The sequence below is a fragment of the Roseibium litorale genome (assembly GCF_014842915.1).
GTDB classification, from domain to species: domain Bacteria; phylum Pseudomonadota; class Alphaproteobacteria; order Rhizobiales; family Stappiaceae; genus Roseibium; species Roseibium litorale.
The window spans coordinates 1-25519 of record NZ_JACYXI010000007.1 but is presented as its reverse complement, the minus strand read 5'-3'; the positions used below and the strand labels follow the sequence as shown (position 1 = coordinate 25519).

The 25519-nt window shown below is 58.9% G+C and carries 22 protein-coding genes; 10 read left to right on the top strand and 12 right to left on the bottom strand.

The window, feature by feature from the left end; all coding sequences use genetic code 11:
* Window positions 1-164 precede the first annotated feature (164 nt).
* The 6 genes from IG616_RS11820 to IG616_RS11795 all read right to left on the bottom strand — a co-directional run bounded on the left by IG616_RS11820 (window position 165) and on the right by IG616_RS11795 (window position 6993).
* On the bottom strand, window positions 165-1553 hold the full coding sequence (locus tag IG616_RS11820; RefSeq protein ID WP_192148379.1) for an aldehyde dehydrogenase family protein: 1389 nt from the start codon (window positions 1551-1553) through the stop codon (window positions 165-167).
* A gap of 101 nt (window positions 1554-1654) precedes the next feature.
* Window positions 1655-3022 carry a glutamine synthetase family protein gene (locus IG616_RS11815; protein WP_192148378.1) on the bottom strand — a complete coding sequence of 456 codons (1368 nt, stop codon included), beginning with the start codon at window positions 3020-3022 and terminating at the stop codon, window positions 1655-1657.
* An 86-nt stretch (window positions 3023-3108) separates the two neighbouring features.
* On the bottom strand, window positions 3109-4158 hold the full coding sequence (locus IG616_RS11810; RefSeq protein ID WP_192148377.1) for a TRAP transporter substrate-binding protein: 1050 nt from the start codon (window positions 4156-4158) through the stop codon (window positions 3109-3111).
* Between the two features lie 114 nt (window positions 4159-4272).
* On the bottom strand, window positions 4273-5613 hold the full coding sequence (locus IG616_RS11805; protein WP_192148376.1) for a TRAP transporter large permease: 1341 nt from the start codon (window positions 5611-5613) through the stop codon (window positions 4273-4275).
* A complete protein-coding gene (locus tag IG616_RS11800) occupies window positions 5613-6209 on the bottom strand; it encodes a TRAP transporter small permease subunit (protein ID WP_192148375.1) in 597 nt (198 codons plus the stop codon). Before IG616_RS11800 ends, IG616_RS11805 begins: the two co-directional genes overlap by 1 nt.
* Window positions 6202-6993, bottom strand: coding sequence for an N-formylglutamate amidohydrolase (locus IG616_RS11795; protein ID WP_192148374.1), 792 nt, complete (start codon window positions 6991-6993; stop codon window positions 6202-6204). Before IG616_RS11795 ends, IG616_RS11800 begins: the two co-directional genes overlap by 8 nt.
* Window positions 6994-7189: 196 nt before the next feature.
* On the opposite strand from IG616_RS11795, the gene IG616_RS11790 reads away from it, so the two are divergent.
* Window positions 7190-8065 carry a MurR/RpiR family transcriptional regulator gene (locus IG616_RS11790; protein ID WP_192148373.1) on the top strand — a complete coding sequence of 292 codons (876 nt, stop codon included), beginning with the start codon at window positions 7190-7192 and terminating at the stop codon, window positions 8063-8065.
* A gap of 78 nt (window positions 8066-8143) precedes the next feature.
* Here the strand turns inward: IG616_RS11790 and IG616_RS11785 are convergent, their stop codons facing one another.
* Window positions 8144-8356, bottom strand: coding sequence for a cold-shock protein (locus tag IG616_RS11785; protein WP_073008378.1), 213 nt, complete (start codon window positions 8354-8356; stop codon window positions 8144-8146).
* Between the two features lie 453 nt (window positions 8357-8809).
* Between IG616_RS11785 and IG616_RS11780 the strand changes: the two genes are divergently transcribed.
* The gene (locus IG616_RS11780) at window positions 8810-9169 is read left to right on the top strand and encodes a BA14K family protein (RefSeq protein WP_192148372.1); all 360 of its coding nucleotides are present in this window, start codon (window positions 8810-8812) and stop codon (window positions 9167-9169) included.
* Between the two features lie 70 nt (window positions 9170-9239).
* Here IG616_RS11780 and IG616_RS11775 read toward each other — a convergent pair whose 3' ends face one another.
* A complete protein-coding gene (locus tag IG616_RS11775; RefSeq protein ID WP_192148371.1) occupies window positions 9240-9698 on the bottom strand; it encodes a YaiI/YqxD family protein in 459 nt (152 codons plus the stop codon).
* Window positions 9699-9701: 3 nt separating this feature from the next.
* Entirely contained in the window at window positions 9702-10913 is a 1212-nt protein-coding gene (locus IG616_RS11770; protein WP_192148370.1) for a TIGR03862 family flavoprotein, read from the bottom strand.
* Between the two features lie 224 nt (window positions 10914-11137).
* On the opposite strand from IG616_RS11770, the gene IG616_RS11765 reads away from it, so the two are divergent.
* Complete coding sequence (locus IG616_RS11765; RefSeq protein ID WP_192148369.1) at window positions 11138-12346, top strand: HD domain-containing phosphohydrolase; 1209 nt, start codon at window positions 11138-11140, stop codon at window positions 12344-12346.
* Window positions 12347-12393: 47 nt separating this feature from the next.
* Here IG616_RS11765 and IG616_RS11760 read toward each other — a convergent pair whose 3' ends face one another.
* The gene (locus IG616_RS11760) at window positions 12394-13179 is read right to left on the bottom strand and encodes a glycosyltransferase family 2 protein (RefSeq protein ID WP_192148368.1); all 786 of its coding nucleotides are present in this window, start codon (window positions 13177-13179) and stop codon (window positions 12394-12396) included.
* Window positions 13180-13277: 98 nt separating this feature from the next.
* Window positions 13278-14942 carry an alpha-glucosidase family protein gene (locus IG616_RS11755; protein ID WP_192148367.1) on the bottom strand — a complete coding sequence of 555 codons (1665 nt, stop codon included), beginning with the start codon at window positions 14940-14942 and terminating at the stop codon, window positions 13278-13280.
* A 434-nt stretch (window positions 14943-15376) separates the two neighbouring features.
* On the opposite strand from IG616_RS11755, the gene IG616_RS11750 reads away from it, so the two are divergent.
* The gene (locus IG616_RS11750; RefSeq protein ID WP_192148366.1) at window positions 15377-16543 is read left to right on the top strand and encodes an acetyl-CoA acetyltransferase; all 1167 of its coding nucleotides are present in this window, start codon (window positions 15377-15379) and stop codon (window positions 16541-16543) included.
* Between the two features lie 140 nt (window positions 16544-16683).
* On the opposite strand, the gene IG616_RS11745 is transcribed toward IG616_RS11750, so the two are convergent.
* Window positions 16684-18615 carry an alpha/beta hydrolase domain-containing protein gene (locus tag IG616_RS11745; RefSeq protein WP_192148365.1) on the bottom strand — a complete coding sequence of 644 codons (1932 nt, stop codon included), beginning with the start codon at window positions 18613-18615 and terminating at the stop codon, window positions 16684-16686.
* A 404-nt stretch (window positions 18616-19019) separates the two neighbouring features.
* Here IG616_RS11745 and cysG point away from each other — a divergent pair, with 404 nt between their 5' ends.
* From cysG to IG616_RS11715, 6 genes are all read left to right on the top strand, one after another.
* Complete coding sequence (gene cysG, locus IG616_RS11740) at window positions 19020-20477, top strand: siroheme synthase CysG (RefSeq protein ID WP_192148364.1); 1458 nt, start codon at window positions 19020-19022, stop codon at window positions 20475-20477.
* A gap of 13 nt (window positions 20478-20490) precedes the next feature.
* Window positions 20491-20790, top strand: coding sequence for a DUF2849 domain-containing protein (locus IG616_RS11735; RefSeq protein WP_192148363.1), 300 nt, complete (start codon window positions 20491-20493; stop codon window positions 20788-20790).
* Window positions 20791-20899: 109 nt separating this feature from the next.
* A complete protein-coding gene (locus tag IG616_RS11730) occupies window positions 20900-22558 on the top strand; it encodes a nitrite/sulfite reductase (protein WP_192148362.1) in 1659 nt (552 codons plus the stop codon).
* A complete protein-coding gene (locus IG616_RS11725) occupies window positions 22545-23309 on the top strand; it encodes a phosphoadenylyl-sulfate reductase (protein ID WP_192148361.1) in 765 nt (254 codons plus the stop codon). The genes IG616_RS11730 and IG616_RS11725 overlap by 14 nt, the downstream gene beginning before the upstream one ends.
* 79 nt (window positions 23310-23388) lie before the next feature.
* Complete coding sequence (locus IG616_RS11720; protein WP_192148360.1) at window positions 23389-23925, top strand: DUF934 domain-containing protein; 537 nt, start codon at window positions 23389-23391, stop codon at window positions 23923-23925.
* 372 nt (window positions 23926-24297) lie between these two features.
* Window positions 24298-25341: a Fe(3+) ABC transporter substrate-binding protein gene (locus tag IG616_RS11715; protein ID WP_192148359.1), complete on the top strand. Its 1044-nt coding sequence runs from the start codon at window positions 24298-24300 to the stop codon at window positions 25339-25341.
* The last annotated feature ends 178 nt before the right edge of the window (window positions 25342-25519 follow it).

Below are 25519 nucleotides of genomic sequence, written 5' to 3'. Positions count from 1 at the left end.
TGGGGTTGGCTCCCCTCTCCCCAATGGGGAGAGGGGCTGGGGGTGAGGGGAGTGGCATTCTGTTAGGGTTGCCGATTTCCCTCACCCGGACCTTTGGTCCGACCTCTCCCAGAGGGAGAGGTGGAGCGTGCCGAGAGCTTTGCTCCAAACCGCAGCGCTTTTCGTCAGTGTTCCACGCGGAAGTGGAAGGACTTCGGACGGGTCAGGTTGTGGAAGCCGATTTCGGAAAGGGCGGCGCCCTTGCCCGTGTCCTTCACGCCTGTCCAGACGAGAGCCGGATCAAGATAGTCACAGCGGTTCATGAAGACCGTGCCGGTTTCGATCTGATCCGCAATCTCAGCTGCCGCGTTGACGTCTTCGGTCCACAGCGAGGCGGTCAGGCCATAGGGGCTGTCGTTCATCAACTGAAGCGCTTCAGCGTCGTCCTTCACCTTCATGATGCCGACGACCGGACCGAAGCTTTCTTCCCGCATCACCGACATCTGATGGTCCACGTTGGTCAGAACCTGCGGCGCAAGGTAGGGCGTGCCTTCCTTGTTGGCTTCGAAGCTGGACACGTCGATATGCGCCTTCGCACCCTTGCGCAAAGCCTCATCGGTCTGCTCGCGTACCCAGGCGGCAAAGCGGGCCTGGGCCATCGGCCCAAGTGTGGTCGCTTCATCCAGCGGATTGCCCAGCTTATATTGGCGGGTCAGGTCCACGAAACCATCAACGAACCGGTCATAGAGGCTTTCGTGGACATAGACGCGCTCAATGCCGCAGCAGCACTGGCCGGAGTTGTAGAAGGCGCCATCGACCAGATTGCCAACGGCGTAATCGAGATCCGCATCCGCGCGCACATAGGCCGGATCCTTGCCGCCAAGCTCCAGGCCAACAGTCGCGAACGTGCCTGCCAGAGCCTTTTCGATGGCCCGCCCGCCCGCGACAGAACCCGTGAAATTGACGTGGTCGATCAGACCGGAGCCGAGCAGCTTCTCGGTGCCGCCGTGAGTGAGGACGACATTCTGGAACACGCCCTTCGGCAGACCAGCGGCTTCAAAAGCCTTGGCGAGGCGTTCGCCGACAAGAAGTGTCTGTGCGGCGTGCTTCAGGATGATCACATTGCCTGCCATCAGCGCCGGCATGATGGTGTTGATCGCCGTCATGAACGGATAGTTCCAGGGTGCGATCACCATGACGATGCCAAGCGGAACCCGCTTCAGATAGCGCTTGAAACCGGGCTTGTCGGTGCGCTCGATATCCGCAAGCGCTTCCGCTGCAATATTGGCGCAATAGGTCGTGCGCTCGATGGTGCCGCCCAGCTCACCGCCGTAACGGACCGGACGGCCCATCTGCCACGCCAGCTCGGTAACCACTTCATCGTTCATGCCTTTCAGCGCATCGAGCGCCTTCAGGCAATAGGCGACGCGCTCATCCAGCGGAACAGCGGCCCAGGACGCCTGGGCAGTGCGGGCCGTGGTGACCACCCGGCTTACGGCGGCCTCATCCAGAGCGGGACGTTCGGTATAGATGCTGCCGTCCACCGGGGATATGAGCTTGATCGTTTCAGACATGTTTCACCTCAAGAGGCCCTGCCTTCCGGCAAGGCCAGGCTGCTAAAAAGGGTCTGCGGCAGCGAGTGCCGTTCCGCACACCGGCAAGGGCTCCGGCTGGCTTAGGCCCGCTCGAAGCCACGTGCAATCTCATAATCGGTCACCGCGCGGTCGAACTCGTCGATTTCCCATTCGGCGGCGCGGGCATAGTGGTCAACCACCGCATCGGAGAAGGCTTCGCGCAGCATCTTTGACCCAAGCAATGTCTCACGGGCATCACGAAGGGTGCCGGGAACCTCCGGTGCCTTTCCGGCTGTATACACATCACCGGAGGCAGGGGTTTCAAGCTCCAGCTTTTCTTCAATGCCTTTGAGCCCGGCTGCGATCTGGACAGCCAAAGCCAGATAGGGGTTCAGGTCCGAGCCGCCGATGCGGCATTCCATCCGCACGCCCTTGGTGCCTTCGCCGCACAGTCGGAAGCCTGCGGTGCGGTTGTCGATGGACCAGACAGTTTTGGTCGGAGCGAATGTGCCCTTCTGGAAGCGCTTGTAGCTGTTGATATAGGGCGCCAGAAAATAGGTGTAGTCCGGCGCATATTTGATCAGGCCCGCCGTGTACTGGCGCATCAACTCCGACATGCCGTATTTGGCGGAAGGATCGAAGAAGGCATTCTCGCCCTTGGCGGTCCAGAGAGACTGATGCACATGGGCCGAGCTGCCGACCTTGTCCGAGCGCCATTTGGCCAGGAAGGTCGCGGACCGGCCCTTCTGCCAGGCGATTTCCTTCACCGCATGCTTGGCGATGGTGTGGTAGTCGGCTGTATCAAGGGCTGCCGCATAGCGGATGTTCAGCTCTTCCTGACCGGTTTCCGCTTCGCCCTTGCTGTTCTCGACAGGAATACCGGCATTGTAGAGATGATTGCGGACAGGCCGCATCACGTCTTCTTCCCGGCCGGTCTGCAGGATGTTGTAGTCCTGATTATAGGCCGAATAGGGATCCAGATCGCGGAAGCCGCTCTTGCGGATCTCGTCATAGGTGCCGCCGAAGATGAAGAACTCCAGCTCCGTCGCCATCATGGCGGTAAGGCCAAGCGCATCCAGCCGGGCAATCTGCTTCTTCAGCATGGCGCGGGGCGAATGGGGAACCGGCTCGTGGGTGTGGTGGTCCAGCACGTCGCACATCACCATGGCGGTGGCTTCCAGCCAGGGCACATAGCGCAGGGTGCTGAGGTCCGGCTTCATGACATAGTCGCCATAGCCGGCGGTCCAGCTCGTCGAGGCATAGCCCTCAACTGTGTACATCTCGAGGTCGGTTGCCAGCAGATAGTTGCAGCAATGGGTCTCTTCCCAGGCGCTGTTCAGAAAATGCTGGGCGTGAAAGCGTTTGCCCATCAGACGGCCCTGCATGTCGGTGATGCAGGCGATCACGGTATCGATCTCGCCGCCGGAGACAGCGGACTTGAGGGCGTCGAGGGTCAGGTTGCCGGCCATTTTGGTCGTGGTCCATTCAAACAGGGTTCATAGCGGTCTGTGCCGGTCCGGAGGCAGGCCCCGGACCGGCGTTTCGCTCACGCAGCTCAGCCGTAGCGGTACGGGCGGCCTGCCTTGGCCATGTCGGCGTTGTACTTCTTGAAGATCTCGACGACCTTCGCCTTGGTCGGGGATTCAGCTGCAATCTCGTCCCAGAACTTGACGGCTGCCTCTTCCACTTTGGCCCATTCCGCGTCCGGAATGCTGGTCAGTTCCAGCTTGCCGCCGCCAACGCGCAAGGAAGCTTCACCGCCCCAGTACCACCACTGGCGATGCAGGTGAGACGAGTTCATGGCGAGCTGCAGCAGGGACTTCAGGTGATCCGGCACTTCATTCCAACGCTCCATGTTGGCGAAGAAGTGGCCGATCCACGCGCCGGAGATGTTGTTGGTGAGGAAGTACTTGGTCACGTTGGCCCAGCCTACCGTGTAGTCTTCGGTGATGCCGGACCAGGCCATGCCGTCCAGTTCGCCGGTCTGAACAGCCACTTCCGCATCTTCATAGGGAATGGTGACCGGAATGACGCCGAACTGGGTCAGGAAGCGACCGGCCGTCGGGAAGGTGTAAAGGCGCAGGCCCTTGAGGTCTTCCAGCGAGCGGATCGGCTTGGTGGTGTTGAAGTGGCACGGGTCCCAGGAGCCTGCGGAAATGTGCTTCACACCGACCTTTTCGTATTCTTCCGCCCAGATCTCGTTCAGGCCGTACTGGTTGAACAGAACCGGCACGTCGAGAGAGTAGCGGGAAGCGAAGGGGAAGTAGCCGCCGAACACGGTCACTTCGGTCGGAGAAGCCATTGAGTCGTCGTCGGACTGCACGGCATCAATGGTGCCGTTCTGCATGGCGCGGAACAGTTCAGCAGTCGGGACGAGCTGGTCAGCAGTGTAGAGTTCAATGACCATTTCGCCATTGGCGGCCTTGTTGAAGGCGTCGATGGCGGGCTTGACGACATGCTCGGCCAGAGCCGGACCTGCATAGGTCTGGAGGCGCCACTTGATCGGGGCCTGTGCCTTGACCGCGGGGGCTGCAAGAGTTGCAGCGCCTGCGGCGGCGATTGTGCCGGCACCAGCCTTCTTCAGAAAATCGCGTCTATTCGTCATTTCAGTGTACTCCCCTTTGAGTGATCCACTTTCAGGCCCGCCGTGCCTTTTGATGTTTGTTTTCGGCGGCCCCTTTCAATTCACGAACTCCCAAATCTCCCGCGGACAGGCACTTTACCGGTTGTAGACATAGTCTGGCAGCCAGAGTGCAATCTGCGGGAACACCATGACAATTGCCAAGGCGAGTATCATCACCAGAACGAACGGCGTGATAGAGCCGTAAATGTCGCGCATGGTGATTTCCTTCGGGGCCATGGCCCGCATCAGGAACAGGTTGTAGCCGAACGGAGGCGTCATGTAGGCGATCTGGGTCGTGATCGTGTAGAGCACGCCGTACCAGATCAGCACTTCGCCGCGCGGCAGGCCGAGGTCAAGGGTTCCGACCAGCGGCACGTAGAGCGGTGCAACGATGACCAGCATCGCCGTATCGTCCAGGAACGTGCCCATGATCAGGAACGAGACCTGCATCAGAATGAGAATGGTCCAGGGGCCGAGGCCGAGCTTTTCAGTGAAGACGCTCTCGATGGCCTTCACCGCACCCAGCCCGTCGAACACCGCGCCAAAGCACAGGGCAGCCAGGATGATCCACATGAACATGCAGGAGATGCCGAGGGTCTGCTTCAGGCAGATGATCAGGATGGGCATCGTCAGGCGCCGCTTTGCCACCGCCGCCAGAAGCGCTGCCAGCGCACCGATGGCAGAGCTTTCGACAAGGCTGGTCCAGCCGTTGACGAAGGGCACCATCATCGTAGCGAAGATGATGACCGGCAGCAGACCGGACAGAAGCAGCCGGTATTTCACGTCCTTATAGGTTTCCCGCTCTTCCCTGGAGAGGGCGGGGCCGAGTTCCGGCTGGAACTTGCAGCGGATTGCGATGTAGATCACGAACAGCGCTGCCATCATCAGGCCCGGCAAGACGCCAGCAAGCCAGAGCTGACCGACCGGCGCTCGGGCGATCATCGCATAGAGAACGAGAACGACCGAGGGCGGCACCAGAATGCCAAGTGAGGAACCTGCCTGAATGACACCGGAGACCATCCGCTTGTCATAGCCGCGCTTGAGAAGTTCCGGCAGGGCGATGGTCGCGCCGATTGCCATCCCGGCGACGGACAGCCCGTTCATGGCGGAGATCAGCACCATCAGGAAGATCGTGCCGATGGCAAGCCCGCCGCTGAGCGGTCCCATCCAGACGTGGAACATCTTGTAGAGATCGTCGGCGATCTTGGTTTCCGACAGCAGGTAGCCCATGAAGATGAACATGGGCAGGGTCAGTAGCGGATACCATTTCATCAGTTTGATGGCGGCGGAGAACGGCAGTTCGGATCCGCCCGTGCCCCATAGCAGCAGAGCCGCGAGCGCGGCGACACCGCCGATGGCACCGAAGACACGCTGCCCGGTGAGCAGCATCAGCATCATCGACGAGAACATGAGAAGAGCGATCATCTCATACGACATCAGATCTCTTCTCCCTGAATGCGGGCGATATCCTTGAGGAGTTCCGCAACGGCCTGCATCAGCATCAGCACAAAACCGAAGATCATCACCAGCTTGATCGGCCACAAATAGGGGCGCCAGGCGGTGGGGCTGCGTTCGATATGGCCCATGACTTCCTTTGCGCCGTCAACACCGCCCGTCACGAAGCCGACGAAAAGATCCTTGTAGAAGACAAAGGGTTCCTTGCCGAAATAGCCGAGCGAATAGGCGGTGGAGCTGAACGCGCCGTAGATCAGCATGCAGAGATAGAAAATGAGCACGAAGACCGTGAAGGCATCAAACCAGGCTTTCTTCTTGTGCGACCACTCCGCATAAAAGAGATCCATGCGCACATTCGACCCCATCTGGATCGAGTAAGGTCCCCCCAGCACGTAATAGGCGACCATCGCGAACTGGGCAGCTTCCAGTGTCCAGAGCGACGGATGAAAGAAGGTCTTGGAGATGGATGACCATAGCAGGATCCCGGCCATCACGAAGACGCCCCAGATCATGACCAGTCCGAGACCCTTGTTGAACCGGTCGACGCAGCGGACATAGGCGCAGGCGAGCTTACGCATCTTGGCCTCCTGCCGCTTCAAGGGCATTCATCAGGACAGGTGCAAGGCGTTCAGCCCACTCAAGCTCTGCTTCGGGTGTTGCCACTTCGTTGTTGCGGATTTCGATCATCAGGGATTTCAGACCCCGGTCCTGACCGTGATGCTTGAGTGTGTAATAGACGCCATCGGCGGGGGAATAGGGCTCGTTGTCTCCAACGGTCAGCCCGGCATCTGCCTTAAGGGCGGCCAGTGCGGGTTCTGCCAGAGAGGCATCAGTGTCATAGATGAGGCCGATTTCCCACGGACGGGCGATGCCCTTGTAAATCGGTGTGTAGGTGTGGATTGAGATGATAGCAGTCTGCCGTCCATCAGCCAGGCGCTTTTCGATCAAGGCATCAATCGCGGCGTGAAACGGTGTGTGCGAGAGGGCAATCCGGCGTTCACGTTCGGCTTCATCCAGGCCCTGATTTCCAGGAACCACCGTCAGTTCACTGACCGGAGGAATGAGGTCGGGAGCGGAGGTGTCCCGGTTGCAGTCGATGATCAGGCGGGAAATGTTGGAATGGACCAGGGGAGAGTTCGTAAGTCTGGAAAGGGCTTGGGCGACCCCAAGAGCGCCGGGGTCCCAGGCTATATGGGCCTTCAGATCGGCTTCGCTCAGCCCGAGCGTGCCGTATCCGGGCGGCACCCGGTTGCTTGCGTGGTCGCAGACCAGAACAAACGGACCGGTGCCCGCCTCGTTCAAAGTCTTGACGGGCGGCGGCACCGCCACGTCCGGCGCGGTGTCCGACGCCTGGAGTGTCATTTGCAATTCCCCTCGTCCGGTTACCTGATCGTTAACTGTTGTATTTTTTGTTACAGAATTGTCAGAACGATCAAACCTTGTATGATTTGATACACAGTTTGCGGCGAAGTCAAACACAAATCCTGTGCAGCGGTCCTGGAACCTGAAGCAGGCAGTGCAGACGCGGTCCGCGGGGCAGCAGCCAGGAGACCTGTTCATGGAACGGCCCTTGATCGAGGAAATTCACGACCGGATCGATGAATTCACATCGACGGAACGCAAGGCTGCCTATGCGTTGTTAGCCAACTATCCGGTGCAAGGATTGGACACTGTTGCGAATTTCGCGAAGGCGGCAGGGGTAAGCTCGCCGACGATCCTCAGGTTTGTCGCCAGACTTGGCTTTCCCGGTTTCGCGGATTTCCAGGGCCGCTTGCGCAAGGAACTGGCGAGCCAGCTGAACACGCCTCTGGCCCGCAGCTCCGAACTGCAACAGGTTCCGCCGGACAATATGGATCCGCTGGTTGCACAGATGGTGGACAATGTGCGCGAAACCTTTGCACATTTGCCCAAGGGGGAGCTGGAAGGTGTCATCCGGCTGCTTGCGGACGAAAAGCGGACCATTCACCTGATCGGGGGGCGTTTCACCGATGCGCTGGCCCGCTATACAGCGGCTCACCTGCGCATCGTCCGGCCCAATGTGATCCACGTTGCCGGCCAGCAGGGGAACTGGTTCGATCAGCTTCTGGGTGTCGGATCAAAAGATGTGATCGTGGTGTTCGATATCCGCCGCTATCAGACCGAGATCATCCGGTTCGCCGAAACCGCCGCCGCACAGGGGGCAAGTGTGGTGCTGGTGACAGACAGCTGGATGTCACCCGTTGGGCGCATCGCCAGTTTCGTTCTCCCGGCCCGCGTGGCGGTTCCTTCGCCATGGGACTCTTCTACGGCGCTGATGGCCATAGCCGAGGTCTTGATCGCCGGCGTCTCCGCGGCCAATCCGGAGCGCAGCCAGAAGCGGATGCAGGCTCTCGAAGACTTGCGGAATGGTCATGACCCTTCAAAGGGCGGTGAGACCATGCCGGACGGGGAATGAGGCCAGGAAGCCAAAATAAAACGCCGCCGGAAACCGGCGGCGTCGGATCTCTCTATCTGCTGCAATCGCAGCAGGAAATCAGGCGAGTTCCAGCTGAGCTGCCTGCTTGCCACGGCCGCGGCGGTCGTCTTCCGCAACAAAGGTTACCTTGGCACCTTCTTCCGGAGCACCAAGGCCAGCCTGTTCAAAAGCGGTGATGTGGACAAACACATCCTTGCCACCGTTTTCAGGGGTGATGAAACCGAAGCCGCGGTCATAGTTGAAGAACTTGATGGTGCCGTTCTCACGCATGAGAGAAACCTTTCCGTTGTTTAAGTGCTTGGCCGAACAGTGCCCGCCCTCTGCACAGTTGCGAACAGTCAGCTAGAAACGGAAAAGCGTCGAAATTCAGAGCAGGCGGTTTTCCAGCCTGCCGAAACCAATCTTCACCGGGTCTATTTCATGTCCCGTACGGCGATCCCGCCGATAGAAATCAAGGTAGGACCTCATCCTCTTCATTACAAGGGATAGTTTTGTGAACCTGACGGGGCTGCTCTTGGATTTAATGGCGGATTCTGGGCGGGATAGAACTGCCTTCAGCGAGTGGGAAACCGCTAGAATTTGCGGCCGGAGACTCCTTGCGTCCTCAAACAGGTCATTTGTGACGGGAGTCACATCCCCTTGCGGCAGTTGCGGGTAGGTTTGTTTCATCAGATACGCGATGCCGCTGTTTCAGGGCATCCCTGATCAGAGAGGACCAAGGCAATGTTCAATAAGATCACATTGACTGCCGCTTCCGCCCTTTGCGCAGCGGTTCTTACCGTCTCGGCCGGCACAGGCACCGCAGAAGCGGGCCATCGCGGCTGGCAAACCGGCGCCGCAGCTGCCGGAGGCTTTGTTGCCGGAGCAATCATTGGCTCTGCGGCAAGCCAGCCGCGCTATTATGCTCCGCCGCCGCCCCCGGTTTATTACGCTCCGCGCGGACCGGCTCCGGTCTATTACGGCTACCGCCCGGCGCCGTGGACCCCGGCTTGGTATGAGTACTGCTCTGCGCGGTATCGTTCCTTCAACCCGCGCACCGGGTATTTCGTGACCTATTCAGGCCGTTCACGCTTCTGCCAGTAATCCGGCTTGCGTTCACGAGAATGACTTTCAAAAAGCCTCCGGGTGGCTTGCCGCCCGGGGCTTTTTTGTCTTAGCCACCCGATTGACGCTTGGCCGCCCGCATCAGCGTTTCAAGCTGGTTCAGAAACCGTGACCGGTCCGCCTTCGAAAAGGATGGGCCACTCTCGCGGATCTCACCGGTCTCCCGAAGGTGTGTGTTCAGGTTGCGCATGGCGAGCCGCATGCCCATGGCGTCCTCGCGGAAGGGCTTGCCATTTGGAGAGATGACCAGCGCGCCCGCGTTTACGCAGCGCGAGGCTAACGGCACATCGGCTGTCACGACCACGTCGCCTGTCTTCGCCCGCTCCGCAATCCAGTCATCGGCCAGATCGGGTCCTTCGGGGACGATGACCCGTTCGATCAGATCGCTTTCCGGCAACCGCATCCAGCTGTTGGAGACGATCTTGATCTCAACGTTGTGCCGCTCCGCGACGCGCAACGCTTCGTCTTTCACCGGGCAGGCATCTGCATCGACATAAAGAACGGTCATCGGTTATCCTTTCTTGCCGGTCAGATAAGCGTCGATCCCCTTGGCTGCGGCCAGCCCCGTTGCAAAGCAGGCTTGCAGCAGATAGCCGCCCGTTGGCGCCTCCCAGTCCAGCATCTCCCCTGCCGCGAAGACCCCTGGCAAGGCCTTGAGCATCAGTCCGTCGTCAAGCTGGTCCAGCCGGATGCCGCCTGCAGAGGAAATCGCCCGGTCGATGTCATAGGTGGCCTGAGTTGTAAGCTGCAGATCCTTGATCCTCTGTGCCAGTTCTTCTGGAGTATCCGGCAGGGGGCCTGCCTCCCGCAGGAGAGCCGCCTCCGCAGGGGAAAGGTTTGCAGCTTTGCGCAGAAACGTGCTGATCGACTGTTTGCGCCGGGGTGCCGACAATTTGCGGGTAAGCTGCTCGATGCTGAGGTCCGGTCTGAGATCCAGGGAAAGGACAGATTGACCTTCCGTTTCGATCCCTGTGCGAAGATCCGCGCTGAGGGCATAAACCAGTCCGCCTTCAAGACCCGCCGACGAAATGACAGCCTCGCCCAGGGCGCTGTGCCTGCCGACGGTCATCCGAAGCCGCTTGAGCGGTGTGCCGGCGAAACGCTCGGTCATCAGATCGCTCCAGCCGATACGGAAACCGCAATTGGCCGGATGCAGCGGAGATATCGCAATCCCCTTGTCCCCGAGCAATGTGGTCCAGCTGCCGCTGGATCCCAGGCGCGGCCAGCTTGCGCCGCCCAGGGCAAGCAGAACCGCATCGGCCTCCAGCTTCTGTTCCTTGGTGTCCGGAGTCTCGAAGAGAGCGCTTCCGTCCTCCGAAAAGCCGGTCCAGTTGGCTCGTTGAAGAAAAGTGACGCCACGCTGGCTGAGCCGCTGGAGCAAGGCCCGCAGAAGAGGCGATGCCTTCATGGCAACGGGAAAGACCCTGCCGCTTGAGCCGACAAACGTGTCTTGCCCAAGGTCCTTGCACCATGATCTCAGGTCGCCGGGAGTAAATACCTCCAGAAGGGGCGTCAAAACACCTGAAGCTTCACGGTATCTCGTCAGAAACGTCTGGAATGGCTCACTATGCGTAAGGTTAAGGCCGCCGCGGCCTGCCATGAGAAATTTCCGGGCAGGCGACGGCATCCTGTCGGCAACGGTCACTTGATAAGAAAGTGAAGAAAGATAGTCTGCGGCCATTAACCCTGCGGGTCCTGCGCCTATTATTAGTATTTTTAACATGGTTTCTTTCTGGACGTATTGATTCCGTTGTTTTTCTGAGGCGGTAGTTGCTAAAAATAAACATTTTCCTATGCGTTGGTTGTATGAATTGTTAGGGAACTCGTGAAATATAAAAAAGGGTAGGTGCTTCGACGAGTGAAATAAGGGGAGACATGGTGCCAGTTTCAGAAGCCTCCTAGGCGCTGATCTGGTCAGGGGAGCTGACAGGGTATGTGGAGGAGATCATGGTGAAAAGCCTGAACCAGATTCTTGTCGTTGACGCCGATGCCAAGGTGTTGAGCGCGTTTGAGAGGGTTTTTGCTGAACAATACCGTGTTGTGACCTTTGATGCACCTGAGGCCGCCCTTGCCTGGCTGAAGGAAAATCCCGGCGTTGCGGTCGTCGTTTCTGCCATCAATTTACCTGGCATGGGAGGAATATCATTCCTCTGCAGTTGTGAAATGATGGCCCCGCTTGCTGCCCGGATCTTGTTGACGGCAGAGAAGTCTCTGGATGTGGTAAAGCAGGCTGTCAACAGCGGCCATGTTTTCATGATGCTCACCAAACCTTGTTCACAGGCCGAACTCACCGCGGCGGTCCAGTCGGGCATGGCCCAGCATCGCCGCTCCCTGCTGGAACGCTCAGTACTCGAGAGAACGCTGTCGGGTTCGGTTAAGCTTCTCATCGAAATGCTGTCCCTGTTCCATTCTGAAGCCTTCCGCCGCACGGCTGTCATGCGTCCGCAGGCCATGCGGATTGCGCAACGGATGGGTCTGAAGAAAACTTGGGAACTGGATATGGCTGTCATGTTTTCGCCCTTGGGCGAGGCGTTGCTGCCGAAGGAAATCCTGGCCCGGTACAGATCTGCGAAACCACTCACAGATCAACAGCGTGAGATCCTGGCGCGTGCACCTGCCCAGACCCGGGATCTTCTCAAAAACATCCCCCAGCTGGACCGCGTTGCGGAGTGCCTTTATCTCTCCAACCGCGGATTCGACGGTTCCGGTTTCCCGGTTGATGGTCCTGTAGGAACCGATATTCCGGTGACCTCCCGTATCTTGAAAGTGCTGACCGACTTGTGGTTTGCAAGCCCTGAAACCGGTGTGGACGCAGCCGCATTCGAGGCGCTTGCCATCAACCGGCGGCAGTACGATCCGGAGATTCTGAAGATTGCCCGTGAGGAGTTGCTGGATCAGAGTGGAGAGACGCGCGACAGAGCGATCACCCTTTGCTACATCCGGGCTCTGCGGCCGGGGGATGTGCTGGTCGATGATGTCCTGTCTGAGGGAAGTCACGAGCTTGTGCTATCCCGGGGCCATCAGCTGACGGGCACGACCATTCGCCGGCTTGATCATTACAATCATGTTTCCGGTATCCGGCAGCCGATCAGGGTTCACCGGGAGGAGGTGCCTCCCGCTTCCTTAGACGATCAGTTTGCGATGATCGGAGCTTGAGGATTGCGGCCCTGCTTGACCAGCCCACTGCCGCGGATCAGGCCTGATTACGGCTTCGCAGCCTTCCTGAGTTCCGCTTCATAAGCTTTTGCCACCCTTAGAAACCGGGCGTGGCCATAGTTTACCGACAGGATCAATCCCCACCAGCCATAGCGCCAGTACCGGCGTACGAGATAAGCCTTCAGAAAAGCGCCAGGAAACTCGGTCAGCAACCGCCAGCGCGGCAGTTTCCGGCTGCGCATCTGCATGTCGGCAACCTGCATGTCCGAGTATCTATTGTACTTGCCGACCTGAAATTCCAGGGAGCGTATCGACCTGTGCGCGATGATGCCTGAGAGATTGTTCAGTTGCGTGCCCTCATTGGGCCGCACTGTGTCATGAACCGTGGAGTCCGAGAAACGTCCCTGCCGCCGGTCATAAAGGCGGATCTGGTGATACCCATAAGCCCAGGGGGCAGGGGTGCACTCGTGAGCATAAATGTCGCGGATCATGATGCGCCAGCCGCCAGCCGCTTTGTGACGCCCGGTCTCGATCAATTGCCGGATCTCGCCCGCAAGTTCCGGTGTGACCTCTTCGTCGGCATCAATGTTGAGCAGCCAGTCGTTCCGGCATTGGTCTTCGCCGAAACGCTTTTGCGGTCCATAGCCAGGCCAGCTGTTGTGAATGACTTTTGCGCCAAGTGCCTTTGCAGTCTCCGGTGTGCCATCCGTTGAGCCGCTATCGATCACGATGACCTCGTCGGCCCATCCGATCACAGACTGAATGCTTCTCCCGATCCGGTCCGCTTCATTCTTGGCAATGATAAACACCGAAAGAGGCAGGCGATTTGACATGGGGACCCTGTAAAACGAAAAACGGTCCGGACAGGTGGCCCGGACCGTCTTTTTAGGTTTACTGCACCGGTCCTGCAAGCGGGCTTGCCGGATAGAGCCTAGCCTGCCAGTGCGAAGAAGGCATCGAGGCCATGGAGCTTGATTTTTTTTCCTTCAAGCACGCCGCTGAAGCCGGATCCTGGCAGGGGAGTGAGTGTCGAAACGCCCTGCGGAAGGTCCAGCTCCACCGGCTCTGCAGAGAGGTTGAAGACGCACAGGACGGCTTCGTTGTTGTAAAGACGAAGGAAGGCTAGCGTTTCGCCTTCGCTTTCCAAAAGGCGGATCCCGCCCTTGGCGAGAGGCTGAACTTTCCTGCGCCACTTCAGGAACTGCCGCGTCCGGTTCAAGACAGATCCCTCGTTCCTGTCCTGTGTCTCGACCGCACGTGCTAGGTGCTCATTTGCCAACGGCAGCCATGGGGTGCCAGTCGTAAAGCCGCCGCCAGGATGTGTTCTGCTCCACGGCATGGGCGTACGGCAGCCATCCCGGCCCTTGAACTTCGGCCAGAAGCGGATGCCATAGGGATCCTGCAGCTTGTCGAAGGGAACGTCGGCTTCCTGAAGCCCAAGTTCTTCGCCCTGATAGATACAGGGCGTTCCGCGAAGGCAGGTTACAAAGGCCAGTGCCAAAGGGCTGAACCGGTCAAGTTCTGCGCCTTCACCCCATCTTGTGGCGACGCGGACCACATCATGGTTGGAAAGCGCCCAGCTGGGCCATCCGGAGCCAAGACCCGCTTCCATATTCTCTATTGTCTGCAGGATATAGCTCGCGGACCGCTTCGGAGTAAGCAGGTCGAAACTATAGGCCATATGGATGCGTTTGCCTTCCTCGGTATAGGAAGCGGTCGTCCCGATCACGTCCCGGTCCGCACCGATCTCGCCAACAGCCGTTGAACCGGGATAAAGGTCAAGAAGTGCCCGGAACCGCTCCAAAAACTGCAGGTTTTCCGGTTGGGTCTTGTCATAAAGATGATGCTGGAAGCTGTAGGGATTGGTCGGCTCCACACCGGTCAGGGTCATCCCCGTAGGAAGCGGCGGATTGTCCCGCAATTCCTTGTCGTGAAAGTAGAAGTTTACGGTATCGAGCCGGAAGCCATCGGCACCGCGATCCAGCCAGAACCGTGCAGCATCCAGAACGGCGTCCTGAACCTCAGGGTTATGGAAGTTGAGGTCCGGCTGGCTGGTCAGGAAGTTGTGCAGATAATACTGGCAGCGCACGCCATCCCATTCCCAGGCGGGGCCGCCAAAGATGGAGAGCCAGTTGTTGGGGGGAGACCCTTCCGGTTTGCTATCGGCCCAGACATACCAGTCCGCTTTGGGGTTGTCGCGGGAGCTGCGGCTTTCCTTGAACCACGGATGCTGGTCCGAGGTATGGGAAATAACCAGATCAATCATGACCTTGAGGCCCAGCTCATGGGCCTTTCGGGTCATGGTATCGAAATCGGCCAGCGTGCCGAACATCGGATCGACACCCTTGTAGTCGGAAACGTCATATCCGAAGTCGGCCATTGGCGAGGTGAAGAACGGCGAGAGCCAGATCGCATCGACCCCAAGGGAGGCAATGTAGTCCAGCCGCTCAGTCACACCGTTCAGATCACCAATGCCATCGCCGTTGCTGTCCTGAAACGAACGCGGATAGATCTGATAAATCACCGCGCCGCGCCACCAGTCTTGCGAGCAAGCCTGCGCTTGGTTGTCCGCCGCCAAAGTCCGCTGGGCGTCCATATTCAGCTCCACACCTTCTGAGTCCTGGAAACGCTCTGGACCTCCGTTGCTGGTTCTTGAATTTCTTCACAGCATCCAAAGCGCTTTGAATGGCTATCGGGAAGTCTGTTCCCGGTCAAGGGGGGAGAGCCTCAACAGCAGATTGCAAACAAAAAAAGACCGGCCCTTTAGGACCGGCCGCTAAACAAAGGACTGAAAAAATCAAACGCTGAAAACACCGCCAATATGGCGGCCTTCCGTGACAGTCCGATGAAAAAAGGCGGGCTTTGGGAAAAAAACAGAAACATGACAACTATGATATGGATACTATTTAAGCATTTGAAATTTATTAGCTTAACCTATTTGATTGACGTTTAGGTCAAAATTTCTCTTGCCATTTGCCCTCCAAGCTGGAAATCTCTTGTCAAAGTAACCCGAGCAGGGGAGGAGATCATATGACCGCAGCAATGGTTGGATGGGCGCATTTGCCATTTGGAAAGCACTCTGAAGAAACCGTCGAGAGTCTGATCGTCAAGGCGGCTGTCGCGGCGATCGATGATGCCGGGATCGGCCCGGAAGAGATCGACGAGATCGTTCTTGGGCACTTCAATGCGGGCTTTTCGGCTCAGGACTTCACGGCGTCCCTGGTGCTTCAGGCCAATCCGCTCCTGAGATTCACTCCGGCAACGCGTGTTGAAAATGCCTGTGCGACCGGCTCTGCCGCCGTTCATCAGGGCGTACGCGCGATCCGGTCTGGGGACGCGCGCTTCGTGCTTGTCGTAGGCGTTGAACAGATGACCACGACGCCGGGTGCGGAAATTGGCCGCAACCTTCTGAAAGCGTCCTATCTACCTGAGGACGGCGACACCCCTGCGGGGTTTGCAGGTGTCTTCGGCAAGATCGCCGAGGCTTATTTTCAGAAGCACGGGGATCAGTCAGATGCCCTTGCGCGGATCGCCGCCAAAAACCACCGGAACGGGGTTTCAAACCCCTATGCGCAGATGCGCAAGGACCTTGGATACGAGTTCTGCCGTCAGGAAGGAGAGAAGAATCCTTTCGTTGCCGGTCCGCTGAAGCGTACCGATTGCTCGCTGGTTTCCGACGGCGCCGCGGCCTTGGTTCTGACGGACCCGGCGACTGCTTTGGGGATGAGGAAGGCCGTTGCCTTCCGCTCCCTGGCGCATGTTCAGGATTTTTTGCCCATGTCCAAGCGCGATATCCTGAAGTTTGAAGGCTGTTCGCGTGCCTGGGGGCAGGCGCTTGGGGACGCAGGTCTGGCACTTGAGGATCTCTCCCTGGTCGAGACCCACGACTGTTTCACGATCGCCGAACTCATCGAATACGAGGCCATGGGCCTGACCAGCGAAGGCCGCGGCGCGGATGCCATTCTGGAAGGCTGGACCGAAAAGGACGGCAGGTTGCCTGTCAACCCGTCTGGCGGGCTGAAGGCCAAGGGCCACCCGATCGGGGCGACCGGTGTATCTATGCATGTGCTGACAGCCATGCAGCTGACTGGAGAGGCTGGGGGGATTCAGATCAAGGATGCTGAAATTGGCGGCATCTTCAACATGGGCGGCGCGGCCGTCGCCAACTATGTGTCGATCCTTCAGGCGATGAAGTAAGTGGTCCCTGATACAACGGGCTGTAAAAGACAGATCGAGAAGTTCATCCGCGACATCGCTGCCTGAGCTTACGAGACCAGCAGATCAAATAAAGAGACCGGCGGCCAGGGGCCACCGGTTTTGTTTTGGTGGAACGAAGCTCAGTTCCAGATCGTAGCCGCGTCCGCCTTGGCGCGTTCCAGCACATAGTCAACGTCGCCTTCAAGCATCAGCTTCTGGGCAATCAGTCCTTCAGCTGCGGCCTTCACAGCGTCAAGATAGGCCTGCTGATCCTTGTAGCGGGTATCGATCGCAGCGCGGCTGTCATTTGCATCCGCTGTCTTCGGGAAGGGTTGATAGCTGCCGGTCAGGCTGCACAGTTCGCCTTCCGCAAAACCCTTGCCTCGAAGGTTCCAGCCGGCATAGCTGCCGAGAGGAGCGGCAATCACAGGAAGCCGGATCCCGCCGAGGGGAATGCCGTCCTTATCGACAGAGGGCACATATTCCATGTAAGCGGCGCCTTGTACCGGCGGCTTTTCGGAATGATCCATCACCCGCAGGGTGTTGAAGGGAGGATGCGCTGTGATGCCTGCAATCTGCGGCAGTTTCAGATCCTCAAGCTTGACCAGGGTTTCTTCCGCCAGGGTTGGGTAGCTGCTGGCCGGAGGCGCAGTGTCCTTGGAAACCCAATCCTCCATGGCGGCATAAAGAGCGCGCATGACCGGAGCCGAACTCAGCGGGTTGGTTGGGTTGACGCAGGTCTTGCTCATGTTCGACTGGGTGCCCCAGGAATTAAAGTGGGGCGCCCCCGCAAGGAAATAGAGCCTGACATTTTCCGGCATGGTGAGCGGCTCGCCCTCCGGAGAGGTTGATACCAGATAGGCGCGGCCCTGCCAGAACTCGGTCGAAGTGTCCGTGTGCATGATCTTCGGACAGGTATCGCTTGCCGTGCAAGCGCTCAGAATGCTTTCCCGCTTGTTGGTGAGGGGATCGGTGGTCAGGGCGTAGGTGAAGGGGAACTGATCGCCGGGGTAATCATGATCCTCATGCTGCCGCGAATAGCGGCCAGCCTGGGCGAAACGGTAGTTGGTGTAAGTCTTCCGGGAGCCGGCAATATGCGCCATTGCGCCGTCGAAGACCTTCTTGCCGCCTTCATCCGCATTGAAACCCTGATAGATGAAGTCGCGGACGAAGCGTCCGGACTGGGAAATGCCCATGCCGATGGTGTGCTCGATACCCTTCAGCGGGTTTTCGGCATTGTGGCCGTCGTTTCCGCGAAGGAACGAGATCACATCACGAGTGGCCGCGAAGGCAAGGCCTGCTGGCACGCTGCCCTCAGCCGGATAGACGAACTCATAGATCGCGCCTGCATCCATTCCGGCCGGGCGGGTGATCTCGATTTCCGTGTTGCTGACATATTTGAAGGTCAGGCCTTCAGGTGTCGATGGGGCATCGTCCGGTGTTGCCCGCACCGTCAGTTTGGCCTTTGAGGGATTCATGTCGGCTACCGGATAGGTGAGGGAAATCTTTCCCGTTTCGCCCGGCTTGTCGAAGATCATTTGCTCCCGGGAAGTGCCCTTGACGTCCGGCAGGGTGGGCAGGGTGATGTTGATGGCCGCCTCCGGCAAATCCGACTGCCAGCCGCTCCAGACGACCGTATCGCCCCGGTTCATGAGGAAGCCGTCGCCCGCATCTTCGGCCTTGGCGGGGACACCCGACCCTTCGGTCCGGTTGAGCAGCATGAAGCTCAGGTTCCGGCCGCGGTTAGGTACTTCATAGAACAGAAATGGTGACTGCTTGCCGGCATCCGCAGGTCGCAGAATGAAGACTTCAGTGGTGAATTCCACCTCGCCCTTGGCGTTGCGGGGCGCCTTTCCAAGGTCGACAATTCCTGCATTGGCAGGGGCGTCCGGGTTGACCGCGATCGTGGCGATGGCGTCGATCCGCTCATAAGCGCCGGTGCCGCCGAAAGTCTGTCCCTCGAAAGCGGGGCTGGATGCCTGAATCTGGAAGCCGGTGACCCGCGCTTGGGCGGTTCCGGACAAAACGGTTGCTGCCAGCAGGGCTGCCGTCAGGGCGTATTTTCTGTTCATGAATGTCCTCCCATGTCGCTTGAAAGATCAAGCTTGCATGATGGTGTGCAATTTTTGCGTACATAGTCAATATTTTTGTATACAAAAATAGAGCAAGGCCTGGGGCATATTACCAATCTCCGGGAGCCTGGCCGGAAGCAGCCTTCACGATCAGGATGACCAGCCGCGCCGACGCGTCCTGCCAATATCCGAAGGAAATCGGGTCCCCCGGCTTCTGCGGAGCCTATTGTTTCAAAGGGATGGAGGGTGGGGAATTGGCGCAGTTTGGCGGCATTGTTCGCCGAACCGGACAAGAGAGGATTCCTTTTCTCTCCTTGATGCGCACTTTGAAATGCGATGCCCGCAGTTTTTCCGGCCAAATCGCTAAATTGATGCCATGGATGCGAATGTCCGGGAGAGGCCCTATGGCTGGACCAGAAAAGCAACGTGAGATCGCCCCGGAGCGCCGGCGGCTTGATGTGTTTCCAACCTTCTTCAAGGTTGCGGGACAGCGCGTCTGTGTGGTCGGTCATGGCGGGGAAGCCGCGGCCAAGGTCCGTCTGCTTTCCGAAACGAATGCCCGCATCGAAGTGATTGCTGATCACGTTGAACAAGAGTTGCTCGATGCAATCGAGGCCGCTGGCGCAGTTCATGTCGCCGAGGCTTTCCGCCCGTCGCATCTGAACGGCGCAGCTCTTGTGTTCAGCGCCCGGGAAGACGAGGCGCTGGACCGGGCGGTGGTGGAAGCGGCCCGGATTATGGGCGTTCCGGCAAACGCCGTCGACAAACCCCATCTTTGTGATTTCTACACCGGAGCACTGGTGAACCGGGCTCCGATTGCCGTAGCCATAACCTCCACGGGTGTTGGGCCGGTTCTAGCCCGGCACATCCGCGCGCGAATTGAAGCAATGCTGCCGCGTGGCACGGGCGAACTGGCCCGTCTTGCAGAAAGCCTGCGTGAAACCGCCTCCCGGGTCATAGCCGATGGTGCCGCGCGCCGCCGGTTCTGGGCCAAATTCTTCTCCGGTCCGGTTGCAGACAATGTCTACGCTGGCCGCACCGATGCTGCCCGCGCCGAAGCGCAGCGCCTTCTGAACGGCGCTGCCGATGAAACCGGTTTCGTCTGGCTTGTGGGGGCCGGACCAGGCGCGGAAGATCTCCTAACCCTGCGCGCCCAGCGGCTGCTGCAGGAGGCAGATGTTATTGTTCATGATGCCTTGGTGCCTGCCGGTGTTGTGGCCATGGGCCGCCGGGATGCGGAGAGGATTTCGGTTGGAAAGCGAAAGGGCGCTCACTCGGTTCCGCAGGCGGAGATTTGCAAACTTCTGGTCAAGCTTGGCGGTGATGGCCTTAAGGTTGTCCGGCTCAAGGCGGGCGATCCGATGATCTTCGGCCGTGCGGCAGAGGAAATGGATGCGCTGCGCGAAGCTGGCATCAGCTTTGAGGTCGTGCCGGGCGTGACGGCTGCCTTTGCGGCCGCTGCCTCGGCCCAGCTTCCGCTGACCTTGCGCGGTGTTGCCTCCACGCTGGTCTTTGCCACCGGCCACAATGCAAAGTCTGAAGTTCTGCCGGACTGGGCCGGTCTGGCGCTGAAGGGCGCGACGGTCGCGGTCTATATGGGGCGGACTGTGGCGGCGGATGTTGCCGCCAAGCTTGTGTCCGCGGGCCTTCGTCCCGGCACGCCTGTCGCGATCATCGAAAACGCTGCGCATCCGTCCGAACGCCAGTTCAGCGGCACGCTTGCGGATCTGAGTAACCTGTCGGACCGCTCTGACATTGATGGCGCCGTGCTGATCGTCATTGGTGAGGCGGTTGGCCATGCAGCTCTTGAAAAAGCCGAACCCATCGCGGCCTGGCCGCTGAAACGTGAAGTCGCCGCCTGAGGAGATAAGGGCAATGAAGATTGTTACCGCCAACCGTTTGATCGATGGCGAAGTGGTCTGGCTCGGTGCCGGAAACGCCTGGGTTGGCCAGGTCTCCGAAGCACTGGTGCTGGATGGCAAGGATGATGTAGCCGCAGCTCTTGCCGCTGGTCTGGCTTCCGCCGAACGCCGGGAAGTGGTCGACGTTTATGAAGTCGATGTGACCGAAGAGGATGGCAAGCTGGTTCCGGTGCGCCTGCGCGAAAAGATCCGCGCAAAGGGACCGACCACCCATCCGGACCTCGGCAAGCAGGCGCAGGCGGTCAACGGCTGAGCCAATAGGAAATATTGAGCATCCCCGCCTGTTCTCGTGAACGAAGGATGCTCCAGGAAGATGACCGGTCAGCGCCTCGGACAAGGCCCAGCCGGAGTGGAGACGCGAAATGTACCGTTACGACGAATTCGACCAGGGCTTCGTGACCCAGCGTACCGAGCAGTTCAAGGACCAGGTGCGCCGCCGCCTATCCGGTGAGTTGTCAGAGGAAGAGTTCAAGCCGCTCCGCCTCATGAACGGTCTCTATCTGCAGCTTCATGCCTACATGCTGCGTGTTGCCATTCCTTATGGCACGCTGAACAGCCGTCAGATGCAGAAGCTGGCGCATATCGCCCGCACCTATGACCGCGGTTACGGCCACTTCACGACCCGCCAGAACATCCAGTTCAACTGGCCGAGCCTGGCGGATACGCCGAGGATCCTGGAAGAGCTGGCCGAAGTCGAGATGCATGCCATCCAGACCTCGGGCAACTGCATCCGCAATGTGACCGCCGATCATTTCGCTGGCGCCGCTGCCGACGAAATCGCCGATCCGCGCCCCTATGCGGAAATCCTGCGCCAGTGGTCGTCCTTGCATCCGGAATTCTCGTTCCTGCCGCGCAAGTTCAAGATCGCCATCACCGGCGCGCCGCATGACCGCGCCGCCGTTCAGGTGCATGACATCGGTTTGCAGCTGACCCGCAACGACGCTGGTGAAACCGGCTTCGTGGTCTTTGTCGGCGGTGGCCTTGGCCGGACGCCGATGATCGGCCGTAAGGTGCGCGACTTCCTGCCGGAAGAGGACCTCTTGGCCTATTCCGAAGCGATCCTGCGCGTCTACAACCTCTATGGCCGCCGCGACAACAAATACAAGGCCCGCATCAAGATCCTGGTTCACGAGACAGGTCTTGAAGAGCTGAAAGCAGATATCGAGGCAGAATTCGCCAAGATTCGTTACGGCGTGCTGCGTTTGCCGGATGAAGAAGTGCGCCGTATCGAGGCCTATTTCGCACCGCCTCCGCTGGAAGTCCTGCCGGAAACCGATGGAGCTTTCGAGGCCCGCAGGGCGTCCGACGCGGCTTTCGCACAGTTCGCGGCCCATAACCTCAACCCGCACCGGGTCCCGGGTCATGTCAGCGTCACCATTTCCATGAAGCCGATTGGCGGCATTCCTGGCGATGCGACCGATGTGCAGATGGACGAGATCGCAGCAATCGCCAAGGTCTATGGCCATGACGAGATCCGCATCAGCCATGAGCAGAACGTCATCCTGCCGCATGTGAAGCTGGCGGATGTGCCTGCAATCTTCGACCGTCTGGTGGCTGCCGGCATGGCCGAGGGCAATTCCGGCCTGATCACCGACATCATTGCCTGCCCCGGCATGGACTATTGCGCCCTTGCGACGGCCCGTTCCATTCCGGTTGCCCAAAGGATCTCCGAACGTTTCGGCGGTGCGGACCGTCAGGCGGAAATCGGTGAGCTGAAGATCAAGATCTCCGGCTGCATCAATGCCTGCGGCCACCACCATGTGGGCCACATCGGCATCCTTGGCCTGGAGAAGAAGGGCGAGGAGTTCTACCAGATCACGCTCGGCGGCTCTGCCAACGAGAATTCCTCGATTGGTGAAATCATCGGCCGCGGCTTCTCCTCCGAAGAAGTTGTCGATGCGATCGAAACCCTGGTGGACACCTATCTGGGGCTGAGGACAAGCAAGGAAGAAACCTTCCTTGATGCTTACCGGCGTGTTGGGGATGACCCCTTCAAGGAGGCCCTCTATGGGACTGGCTGAACCTGCTAGCATATATGAAACATCGGAACCTGTCGGTATCCGGGATGAAATCGATGCCCTGAACATCCGGTTCGCCGGGGCAACCGCGCAGGAGATCCTCAGCTTTGCCCTCAGCGAGCGGTTTGCGGGCGACATTGCCATGGTCTCCAGCTTCGGCGCGGATTCCGCAGTTCTGCTGCATATGGTATCCGGGATCGATCCGTCTGCGCCCGTGATCATGGTCGACACCGGTAAGCTCTTTCCCGATACGCTTCGCTACCGGGATCAGCTTGTGGAGCAGCTGGGGCTGACCGATGTCCGTTCCCAGAAGCCTGCGAAACCGGTCTTGTCCGAGGCCGATCCTGCAGGCATGCTCTGGATGAGCGACACAGACGCCTGTTGCCATGTGCGCAAGGTCGTTCCGCTGGAGGAGGCTTTGTCTGGCTTCGGGAGCTGGATTTCTGGCCGCAAGCGGTTCCAGAGCGCGACCAGATCGAGCCTGCCGCCGTTCGAGTATGAAGGCGGAAGAGTGAAGGTCAATCCGCTGGCGGACTGGACGGCTGCCGACATTCTCGCCTATGCCAGGGACAAGGACCTGCCACCCCATCCGCTGGTGGCTCAGGGCTATCCGTCCATTGGCTGTATGCCTTGCACCTCCAAGGTCAAGCCGGGGGAAGATGCCCGGGCTGGCCGGTGGCGGGGGCAGGACAAGACGGAGTGTGGCATTCACTTGCCGACACTCGGCAAGGAATTGGACGGCAGCGGGATTTGAGGAAATCCGGCTGCGGCCGGCAAGAGACAGTGCGGGTCCCGGATGGTCAGTCCGGCCCGCGAAGGGACGCGAAGACGAAATGAGCAAGATCTACAAGAACGGCGCTTTCCATGACGAAGACTGGATCCGCGTCGCCAGTGAAGAGCCGGTCCCGGCATCCGGAAACGTGCTTGTTCCGCTTGCCCGCTATCTGGCGGACGCCGAAAGCCTGAGCGGCAGCGCTGCTTCTATCGCTGTGCTGGTGGCTCCGGGCGACAATGTGGAAGACATCGTCGCTCATCTGGACAAGCTGGCGCTTGTGGCCGTTGATTTCCCGAAGTTCAGCGATGGCCGCGGGTTTTCCTCTGCCCGGATTCTGCGCGAAGAATTCGGCTACAAGGGTGATATCCGGGCTGTCGGGTTCTACATTCTCGACCAGATCCCCCTCCTGCGCCGTTGTGGTGTCAGCAGCTTCGAGATTGTGAAGCCGGAAGTTCTGGCCGCGCTCGAAAAGGGCGAATGGCCGGAAGTGACCCGCTATCTGCAGCCGGTCGGATCGGTTGAGGAAGCTCCTGCTGGCACCCGCCCCTGGGCCCGGCTGTCTCTGCGCTCTTCGACTGCCGAGGCTGCTGAATAAGCCTTGCGCGTTTCAAACTGTGGTTTTTGAAGAAGGTCCCAGCCGGTCAGGTGCGGGGCCTTTTCTCATGGAAGATGATGGTTCAGCTGTGATGCCCCGGGCTCGATGGGGTGCACTCACGGGAACGTGACCGGGGTCTGTGGATCGGGAGGACTGCCTCTGGAGAAGGTGCAGCTTCCGGAAAATCCGCAAGGTGATGGAAATGAAGAGAAAACTTGAGTTAAAGATACCGATTAGATTGGAATAATTCTAAACTATTGAAAACTTGAGATTTATTGACTTGAAAGAGGCCTCAGACCATAGTCCGCAGCGAAAAATGAACAATCCTCGCAAACGCTGCTGCAGCGGGAAGAGATTTTCGGGAGATCAATGATGCACGTTGCAAAGAAGGCTTTGGCCTCCGCGATCATGCTGGCGACGACGGCCCTTGCAGGTGGAAACGCCCAGGCGGCTGAGGAGGTAAACGTCTATTCCTACCGTCAGCCGTCACTCATTCAGCCTCTCCTTGATGCTTTCACCGCGAAGACGGGTATCAAGACCAACGTTGTCTTCTCCGACAAGGGTCTGGGCGAGCGCATTGCGGCTGAGGGAGAGAACTCTCCAGCAGACGTCATGCTGACCGTTGATATCGGCCGTCTCGACAGCGCAAAGCAGCTCGGCATTGCTGAGCCCATTAAATCTGATGTTGTTGCTAAGGACATCCCGCCACAGTTCCGCGACGTGGATGGTGACTGGGTCGGCCTGACTGCCCGTGCCCGTGTGATCTATGCTTCCCGTGAGCGCGTGGATCAGGATACGATCACCTATGAAGAGCTGGCCGATCCCAAGTGGAAGGGCCGTATCTGCACCCGTTCCGGCCAGCATGTTTACACCCTCGGCCTCATCGCTTCCATGATCGTGCATCACGGTGAAGCTGAAACTGAAAAGTGGCTTGTCGGCCTGCGCGACAATCTCGCCCGCAAACCGACCGGGAATGACCGCGCTCAGGTGAAATCCATCTATGCTGGCGAGTGCGATATTGCGCTGGGCAACACCTATTACATGGGCCAGATGGAAACGAACGAGAAAGAGCCGGAGCAGAAAGACTGGGCTGCCTCTGTGCGTCTGATTTTCCCGAATGCGGAAGACCGCGGAACTCACGTGAACATTTCCGGTGTGATCCTCAATAAGCATGCACCGCACAGAGACAACGCGATGAAGTTGATCGAGTTTCTGACAACGCCGGATGCACAGAAGATCTATGCAGAGACAAATTTCGAATACCCGCTGACCCCGGGTGTGGAAATCTCAGAGCGGGTGAAAGGCTGGGGCGAACTCAAGCCGGATGATATTTCCCTGTCTGAGATCGCGAAGTACCGGAAAGCCGCCAGCGAAATGGTGGACCGGGTTGCCTTCGACGATGGCCCTGCGTCCTGATGGATCAAAATTCCGGTTTTCCGGGACAAGGCGCCGCACATGTGCGGCGCCTCAGACTGCTGACAAACCCGTCGTTTTCGGCGGGTTTGTTTTTTTGCAGTTCAGGTTTTCAGGTGTCCAAGTTTTGGGATCTTTGAGAGATAGCCCGTTTCGTCTCATGCTGGGGCTTGTTTCGGTG

Bases quoted from the DNA above. Each gene is read 5' to 3' on its own strand.
- IG616_RS11780 (WP_192148372.1), top strand. From the start codon at position 8,810: ATGTTCAATAAGATCACATTGACTGCCGCTTCCGCCCTTTGCGCAGCG.
- IG616_RS11770 (WP_192148370.1), bottom strand. From the start codon at position 10,913: ATGTTAAAAATACTAATAATAGGCGCAGGACCCGCAGGGTTAATGGCC.
- IG616_RS11760 (WP_192148368.1), bottom strand. From the start codon at position 13,179: ATGTCAAATCGCCTGCCTCTTTCGGTGTTTATCATTGCCAAGAATGAA.
- IG616_RS11720 (WP_192148360.1), top strand. From the start codon at position 23,389: ATGAGCAAGATCTACAAGAACGGCGCTTTCCATGACGAAGACTGGATC.
- IG616_RS11750 (WP_192148366.1), top strand. From the start codon at position 15,377: ATGACCGCAGCAATGGTTGGATGGGCGCATTTGCCATTTGGAAAGCAC.
- IG616_RS11765 (WP_192148369.1), top strand. From the start codon at position 11,138: ATGGTGAAAAGCCTGAACCAGATTCTTGTCGTTGACGCCGATGCCAAG.
- IG616_RS11725 (WP_192148361.1), top strand. From the start codon at position 22,545: ATGGGACTGGCTGAACCTGCTAGCATATATGAAACATCGGAACCTGTC.
- IG616_RS11795 (WP_192148374.1), bottom strand. From the start codon at position 6,993: ATGACACTCCAGGCGTCGGACACCGCGCCGGACGTGGCGGTGCCGCCG.
- IG616_RS11815 (WP_192148378.1), bottom strand. From the start codon at position 3,022: ATGGCCGGCAACCTGACCCTCGACGCCCTCAAGTCCGCTGTCTCCGGC.
- IG616_RS11755 (WP_192148367.1), bottom strand. From the start codon at position 14,942: ATGGACGCCCAGCGGACTTTGGCGGCGGACAACCAAGCGCAGGCTTGC.
- IG616_RS11800 (WP_192148375.1), bottom strand. From the start codon at position 6,209: ATGCGTAAGCTCGCCTGCGCCTATGTCCGCTGCGTCGACCGGTTCAAC.
- IG616_RS11715 (WP_192148359.1), top strand. From the start codon at position 24,298: ATGCACGTTGCAAAGAAGGCTTTGGCCTCCGCGATCATGCTGGCGACG.
- IG616_RS11730 (WP_192148362.1), top strand. From the start codon at position 20,900: ATGTACCGTTACGACGAATTCGACCAGGGCTTCGTGACCCAGCGTACC.
- IG616_RS11820 (WP_192148379.1), bottom strand. From the start codon at position 1,553: ATGTCTGAAACGATCAAGCTCATATCCCCGGTGGACGGCAGCATCTAT.
- IG616_RS11805 (WP_192148376.1), bottom strand. From the start codon at position 5,613: ATGTCGTATGAGATGATCGCTCTTCTCATGTTCTCGTCGATGATGCTG.
- IG616_RS11790 (WP_192148373.1), top strand. From the start codon at position 7,190: ATGGAACGGCCCTTGATCGAGGAAATTCACGACCGGATCGATGAATTC.
- IG616_RS11735 (WP_192148363.1), top strand. From the start codon at position 20,491: ATGAAGATTGTTACCGCCAACCGTTTGATCGATGGCGAAGTGGTCTGG.
- IG616_RS11785 (WP_073008378.1), bottom strand. From the start codon at position 8,356: ATGCGTGAGAACGGCACCATCAAGTTCTTCAACTATGACCGCGGCTTC.
- cysG (WP_192148364.1), top strand. From the start codon at position 19,020: ATGGCTGGACCAGAAAAGCAACGTGAGATCGCCCCGGAGCGCCGGCGG.
- IG616_RS11810 (WP_192148377.1), bottom strand. From the start codon at position 4,158: ATGACGAATAGACGCGATTTTCTGAAGAAGGCTGGTGCCGGCACAATC.
- IG616_RS11775 (WP_192148371.1), bottom strand. From the start codon at position 9,698: ATGACCGTTCTTTATGTCGATGCAGATGCCTGCCCGGTGAAAGACGAA.
- IG616_RS11745 (WP_192148365.1), bottom strand. From the start codon at position 18,615: ATGAACAGAAAATACGCCCTGACGGCAGCCCTGCTGGCAGCAACCGTT.